The 6921-nt window shown below is 66.8% G+C and carries 8 protein-coding genes; 1 reads left to right on the forward strand and 7 read right to left on the reverse strand.

From position 1 onward, the window contains the following. From ACFFGH_RS34015 to ACFFGH_RS34045, 7 genes are all read right to left on the reverse strand, one after another. A partial coding sequence (locus ACFFGH_RS34015; protein ID WP_386677328.1) for a lyase family protein occupies nt 1-344 on the reverse strand: 344 nt, incomplete at its 3' end. 16 nt (nt 345-360) lie between these two features. Continuing rightward, nucleotides 361-708 carry a hypothetical protein gene (locus ACFFGH_RS34020; RefSeq protein ID WP_386677330.1) on the reverse strand — a complete coding sequence of 116 codons (348 nt, stop codon included), beginning with the start codon at nt 706-708 and terminating at the stop codon, nt 361-363. Further along, nucleotides 705-1550 carry a DODA-type extradiol aromatic ring-opening family dioxygenase gene (locus ACFFGH_RS34025; protein ID WP_386677332.1) on the reverse strand — a complete coding sequence of 282 codons (846 nt, stop codon included), beginning with the start codon at nt 1548-1550 and terminating at the stop codon, nt 705-707. Before ACFFGH_RS34025 ends, ACFFGH_RS34020 begins: the two co-directional genes overlap by 4 nt. Before the next feature lie 30 nt (nt 1551-1580). Next, complete coding sequence (locus tag ACFFGH_RS34030) at nt 1581-2444, reverse strand: amidohydrolase family protein (RefSeq protein WP_386677334.1); 864 nt, start codon at nt 2442-2444, stop codon at nt 1581-1583. Continuing rightward, a complete protein-coding gene (locus ACFFGH_RS34035) occupies nt 2441-3616 on the reverse strand; it encodes a CaiB/BaiF CoA transferase family protein (RefSeq protein WP_386677336.1) in 1176 nt (391 codons plus the stop codon). The genes ACFFGH_RS34030 and ACFFGH_RS34035 overlap by 4 nt, the downstream gene beginning before the upstream one ends. Continuing rightward, nucleotides 3613-4227, reverse strand: coding sequence for an OsmC family protein (locus ACFFGH_RS34040; protein ID WP_386677338.1), 615 nt, complete (start codon nt 4225-4227; stop codon nt 3613-3615). The genes ACFFGH_RS34035 and ACFFGH_RS34040 overlap by 4 nt, the downstream gene beginning before the upstream one ends. Then, nucleotides 4217-5236: an alcohol dehydrogenase catalytic domain-containing protein gene (locus tag ACFFGH_RS34045; RefSeq protein ID WP_386677340.1), complete on the reverse strand. Its 1020-nt coding sequence runs from the start codon at nt 5234-5236 to the stop codon at nt 4217-4219. The genes ACFFGH_RS34040 and ACFFGH_RS34045 overlap by 11 nt, the downstream gene beginning before the upstream one ends. A 267-nt stretch (nt 5237-5503) precedes the next feature. Here ACFFGH_RS34045 and ACFFGH_RS34050 point away from each other — a divergent pair, with 267 nt between their 5' ends. Next, nucleotides 5504-6535: an ABC transporter substrate-binding protein gene (locus tag ACFFGH_RS34050; RefSeq protein ID WP_386677342.1), complete on the forward strand. Its 1032-nt coding sequence runs from the start codon at nt 5504-5506 to the stop codon at nt 6533-6535. Nucleotides 6536-6921: the final 386 nt, after the last annotated feature.

Raw genomic sequence — 6921 nt, forward strand, 5'->3', positions numbered from 1 at the left:
ATGTTCGTGCTCGTACCCGCACCACCCTGAATCACCCCAACCACGAACTGCTCATGCAGCGCCCCGCCGGCGATCTCCTCACACACCCGATCAATCAAATCCGCCTTCCCCGCATCCAACACCCCCAAATCCCTATTCGCCCGCGCCGCAGCCTGCTTCACCCGCGCCAAAGCACGGATCAGATCCGGGTAGGTGCTGATCGCGCGCATCGCCACAGGGAAGTTGGTCAGCGCCCGCGCGGTATGCACTCCCCAATAGGCGTCGCTCGGCACCTCCAGCGACCCGAGCGAGTCCGTCTCGATCCTCGAATCGGGCTGCGCGGACGCTTCTGACGTCAGAACCATTGAGCCGGGCCTTCCGTCAGGGTATGTAGTCGACGAAGCCGTGCGGTGCCACGGCGGCCCGATACCGCTCGACCAACTGACGCCAGCCGAAGTCGGCGGTGAACTCATCGGTATAGGCGGCCTCGATGAAGTGCCACAGCAGGTACGGATGCGCGCCCAGCCGGTACAGCTCGGAGTAATCGCGTGCCGCGAAGGCTGCCCGCTCCTCGGCAGTGAGCACACGATCGTCGGCGGCCGTCTCGGGTCCGCTGCTCCCTTCGAGCCAGCCCTCGATGAACCGCTCCGGATTCTCAACGTATGCGGCGAGCGCCGCATCGCTCAGCTCCACCGCGCGCATGAACTTGTCGATCATGTACTTGCTCATGAGTGGCTGCTCCAGAGGAAGAAGGGGCTCGACGAGAACCGGGACTCCGTCGCCTCGGCGAACGTGGCCGGCCGGCCTCCCATAGCCGCGAGCGCCGTCACCGCGTTGAGATATTGGTACGTCATGCTGCCCGCCTCGAGGATGCGGTCGAACTGCAGGCAGCGGCGGATCGCACCGTCGAGATCGCCGTCGCGCATCCAGGCGACCGCTTCAGCGTCGAACTCCGGGTCTGGCGAGCCGGCGAACGTCCGCGGCCCGCCGACGTCGTTCGCCATGTGTCCGGAGCTGAGCAGCCCGACGCGCGCTTCGGAGTCCCACGCTTCGATGGCCGCACGCAGATGCGCGCCGAGAGCGACGAACCTGCGCACGGACGGCACGGGAGGCAGCGACGCGTTGGTGTGGATCGGCACCACCGGCAGATCAAGCTCTGGCCGCACGTACTGGAGCGGGATGACGAAGCTGTGGTCGAGCCTCCACTCCAGGCTCACCGAGAAGTCGATCGCTTCGGGCAGCAGCTGGCGGCCGGTGATCGCATCCGCGAGCTCCCGGTGGCCCCGCAGCTCGACGTACTCCATGCCGAACGTGCGGACCTCGTTCTCCCAGGTGCCGTGGTAGGCGTCCGCTTTGCCAACCAGGAATGCGGGAGAGTTGTCGTAGTAGAACTGCCGCACATGATCGGTGCCGAGCACGACGAGGACATCGACGGCGTGGTCGACGATCGCCTCCCGGATCCGGGCGAAGTTCGCAGCGATCGGCTTCAGGTCATCGGGCACCGGATCCGCCATGGATCGCCACAGCAGGGGGTTGTGCGGGGTCGTCGCCGCCATCACGAGCTTCGCCATGCGGGGTCCTTAATCGTTGCGGAGAGTGGGTCAGAGCCGGAAGAGGCGGCGTGCGTTGTCGAGGAGGATCTTCCGACGCGACTCGTCTTTGAACGGCAGCGCAGCGAACTCGTCCATCCATCGCTGCGCGGTCATGACCGGCCAGTCGGAGCCGAAGAGAACGCGGTCGGTGATGAGCGAGTCCGCGTAGCGGACCACCTCCGACGGCAGATACTTCGGCGCCCACCCGGACAGATCCAGGTAGACGTTTGACTTGTGCCACACCATCGCAAGGTTGTCCAGGTGCCATGGCCACGCCGGATGTGCGCTGATGATGTTCAGCTCCGGGAACTCGGCGGCGACATCGTCGATGTAGGGCACCGGCCGTGCGTTCTCCAGTCGGTAGCCGCCACCGCCGGGGGTCCCGGCTCCGGCGCCGGGGAAGCCGGAGTGGAACATCACAACCAGCCCGAGCTCGGCGCACGTCTCCCAGATCGGGAAGAAGCGGCGATCATTGGCGAGGAACTTCTGCCGCGACGGGTTCAGCTCGCCGATGCCCTTGATGCCGTACTCGTCATGCATGCGCCGGATCTCCGCGATGGCGACCTCGCCCTTCCAGGGGTCGATGCCGGCGAACGAGAGGAAGACGTCCGGGTGGTCCCGCTGGGCTTGGCCGAGGAGGTCGTTCGGCGCCCCGGCGATCCCAGAGGTCGTCTCCGAGTCGGAATTGACGATGACGGCCATCATCTTCATGTCGCGGTAGCGGTCCGCCTGCTCGGCGAAGGACACGATGGGGCGCTCCCGACCGAAGTGTTTCGCCATCTGCTTGTGCCGTGAGCCCATCGCAGCGATGAACTCCTCGGTCTGCGGGTGGGTGTGCACATCGATGGCGACGATGTCGTCGATTGCGGTCATTCGCTCTGCTCCTTCGCTGCCGCGAGCGTCGCGCCCACGAGCTGTGCGTTGTCCGCGCCGAGCACCGGCGCATGGGTCAGCGCCGGCCCCCCACTTCGTTCGAACCGGGTGCTCGGCAGCGGCACCCGGACCTCCGTGCCGTCCGGCGCGACGACCGAGCCGACCAGGCCCATGTGTGCGATCTGCGGGTCGTCGAACAGGTCCGCCACGCTGTTCAGCGGTCCGTGCGGGATGTCATGCTGATCGAGCAGACGCAGCCAGTGCTCTCGCGGCTTCGTCGCGGTGATCGTCTTGAGCTCTGCATCCAGCGCGTCGTAGTTCGCCACTCGCGACTCGCGCGACGAGAAGCGTGGGTCGTCGGCCAGGTCCGGTCGCTCGAGCACGGCCAGCAGGCCTGTCCAGAACTTCTCCGGCACCGACATGTGGATCACGAACGCCAGGCCGTCCGAGCCGCTGCAGGCGTACGCCTGCGCGCGACGCGGTCGCGAGTCTGGCCCTGCGACATGCCCCGCCTCGAGGTAGGTGGACGCCCCCTCGGTGAGGAAATCCATGAGGGCGCCCACCATCGACACCTCGATGTGCTCGCCGACACCGCTGCTCTCCCGGGCGTGCATGGCGGCGAGCACGGCCTGCGCTGCCGACATCCCGGAGAGCAGGTCAGAGAACGCCGGTCCGAGCGGACGGAGGGTGTCGGCCGGCACGATTTGGCTGTACATGCCTCCGACCGCGGAGATGACCGTGTCGTACGCGGGACGCGAGGCGTACGGACCGGAAGGGCCGAATCCGGTGATCGCGCAGCTGATGAGACGCGGGTTCCGGGCGCGCAGCGCCTCCGGCCCGAAGCCGAGGCGGGAGGAGACGCCCGGGCGGAAGTTGTCGATCAGCACATCGGCGGTCTCTGCCAGCGCGAGCAGCGCCTCCAGTCCGGCTGTCGTCTTCAGGTCGAGCACCACCCCGCTCTTGCTGCGGTTGTAGGCCGCGAATTGGGGGCTCATGGCACCGTGGCCCTCCCATCGGCGCATCGGGTCGCCCTCGGGCGACTCCACCTTGATGACCTCCGCGCCGAGGTCGGCAAGCAGCTTGGCCGCGTACGGCCCGGAGATGTATTGCCCGAGCTCGATCACGCGGACCCCTCTGAGGGGACCGCCTCCCGACGGGGCCGCTGTAGTCATCGCGTCTGCTCCTCTGCGTGCTCGGTGCGAAGTTCTTCGGGTCTGGTATCGAGCGCCATCTTGCCGCGTTGGATGAGCACCAGGTGCACGGGCACGGCCCGGTCGACGAGTGCGGTGACCGGGCAGCGGGCGACCGCCTCGCGCAGCATCGCTATCGAATCGCCGGGTCTCGCGTCATCGTCGATGTCGACCTCGACCACGAACCACGGAGGGTGGGCTTCTGCTGAGCCCACCCGATGCTCGCCACGCATGTCGAGCGACGTGCGGACGGTCGTTCGCAACGAGGTGACCGGCACGTCGTGCGCGGCCCAGGTCTTCGCGATCCACCCAAGAGTGCAGAAGGCGATCGAGCTCAGCAGGTATCGCATCGGGCTGGGCGCGGAATCGTGACCGCCCCGGGCGACCGCCTCATCCGAGCGGAACTCGAAGACCCGACCGTACTGCTCGAACGTCGCGACGGCGGTGACATCGCGCTCGAGCGAAGCGCTCACCCACGGTCGCATGCGGCCGGCGGAGTCATCGGATTCCACCTGTCGCGTGATGGTCTCGAGCGATTCGCGCAGACGCGCGCCGTCGATCAGGCCCACCGAGTCCGTCCGATCAGCCGACATCGACGATGACCTTTCCCATCCTGCGTCCCTCGACGAACCGGTCGTACGCCGCACCGATCCGCGCGAGCGGGAACCGCGAGTCGATGGCGACGGACACGGCCCCCGCCCCCACCAGGTCGAGGGCCTTCGCGACCTCGGAGTAGTTCGCGCTGGCTGCCCCGATGAGGCGGTTCCGCCGGAGGTAGAAGCGACGGACGTCGATCCGGAGTTCGGGATCGACCGACGCCGCACAGGTCACGGCACGTCCTCCCCACGACAGCGTCTCCAACGCCGCGCCGAGAAGGTTCGCGTCGCCACTCGCGTCGAGAACGGCGCTGACGCCGTCGGGGGCGAGCCGCGCCACAGCGGACGGAAGCTCCGCTGGCGTTTCGGCGAGACACACCGCGCCGGCTACGGGAGGGTGCCCTTCACGACGGACGGCCGAGATGACCCGCGCTCCGAAGTGCTCAGCGAGCTGGCCGGCCGCCCCGCCGACGGCGCCCGACGCCCCTGTGACCAGCAGTGTGTCGCGGTGATCGACGCCCCCGAGCGCGCCGAGCGCGTGGAGCGCGATCGGGACGCTGTGCACCGCCGCTGATGCCACAGCGAAGTCGAGGGACTCGATGGGGAAGGCGTTTCTCGCGGGCACGGCGACCAACTCGGCGGCGCCCCCATCGCGATGCGCACCGATCACCACCTGATTCGGGCAGTCCGCTTCGTTCCCGCCCTCGCAGTATGAGCAGCGCCCGCACGAGATGTTCGGCTTGACCACCACGCGCGTGCCGATGCGGGAAGACGGCACGTTGCTCCCTGCAGCGACTACTGTGCCGGCGGGATCGATGCCGAGAATCCGCGGCAGTTGGGACCCGGCTCCGGGTCCCACCCCGTCGATGACGTTGAGGTCGAGTTGATTCACCCCGACCACCGCGACTCGGATGAGTACATCGTCGGGACCGATCGAGGGGGGCGGCGCGTCGGCGGTCACCCGCATGCTGGACCGGCCGTGTGCCGTCAACCGTGCTGCTCGCATGTTGCTCCTGCCCAGTGATGCCGTCGGCGCCGCTTTGGATACGGTATCCAATTTCTCGCGGAACGCCTAGCGGCCGCTTCGGATCCATTGGTGTGACATGAACGTTATCGACGTTGAGGACCGGATTGCATGGACACCTCGCGCAGTTCTGGATACCGTATCCATTATCGCACCGCTGTCCGGGGCCGCATGTCGGCTCCTCGAGAAGAGAAGAGCTTCCAAGTGACAAGAACACGAGCAGGCGTCGCGCTTGCTGGAGCGTCGATCGTGGCGCTCCTTGCGGGTTGCGCCGCTGGGGGGAACCCCGCGCCCGCGAACACGCCGACCTTCGACGCAGGCGACGTCGGAGAAGCCGAGACATCCGACATCACCGTCGCCATCCCATTTCCTGACATCACGATGTATTCGATGTACATCGTCGCGACGGATCTCGGGTACTACGAGGAAGAGGGCCTCACCGTCGAGGTCGTCACGGCTGACAATGTCGCAGCTGCGGTCTCGAGCAACAGCGCACAGGTCGGCGTCGAGAGCGCCGGCACTGTGATCGAGGCGCTCCGCGGAGGGGTCGAAGTGGACCTGCTCTCCGGCCACTTCTGCCGACAGAACTTCGACTTCGCGACACAGCCCGACATCGATTCCGTCGAGGACCTTGACGGCACATCGATCGTGCTCGCTGGATCCAGCGGCGACCCCGCAGAATTCCAGCGGAAGCTCGCGCTGAAGGAGGCCGGATGGGATCTCGACACGGTGAACGTCGAGGTGGTCTATCCCGGTCCCGACTCCGCCACCTGGCGCGAGTTCTTCGTAAACGATCGAGTGACCCTCATCCCGTTCTACGGCGATGACCGAGCGGCGCTGGAGGAGTACGGCGCCAATATCGTCGTCGAGTCACTGCAGAACTGGGCCAACGATCTGCAGATCGTCAACAGCGCATGGGCGAACGAGAACCCCAACGCCGCCGTGCGCTTCCTGCGCGCGACGATGAAGGCCGCCGAGTTCCTGACCGCTCCCGGCGCAGGGGAACAACCGGAGAACAAGGAGCAGATCCTGGAGATCTACGAGGCGAACGACTTCGACACCACGGACATCGCCGCCTCCGACAGCCCCTACGCCCTGGATGGTCACCTGATCTGCCCCAACCTCTACGTCGACCAGGAAGCGTGGGACGTGACGATCGAGACCCAGAGCCTGCAGCCGCTCGACTACGACGAAACGGTTGGGGACCTTCCCTACCTCACGAAGGCGCAGGAGCTGCTCGAATTGACGAACGAGGGACCGAGCGAACTCCCCTACCCCTGATCCGAAGCGGGTCAGGCGTCGCCGAACGCGACACATCGACCCAGCACTTCCCGAATCAAACGGACGCGGTGATCGCCGCGCCGAACAATCCATCAGAAATGCAAGATGAAGGCCCGGAGCGCATGCCGCTCCGGGCCTTCAGCACGTCTGACGGCGTCCGGTGACGCTGCATCCAGTGGAGGACGCCCGCGCCTCCAAGCGCCGCAACGGAGGAACGCCGCCGGAAAACCGGCGGCGTTCCTCTCTCGGCTCCGGCTTCACGAGGAGCCGGAGCGTGGCGGTGGCGGTGGTGTGTGGTCTCAGGACATAGGAAACGCATGTCTCAAGACATAGGAAACTCCGCGGCAGTCTCGGCAGGTGTCGAAAGCTCGCCTGGTCATCACCGC

This window comes from Lysobacter korlensis (assembly GCF_042434515.1).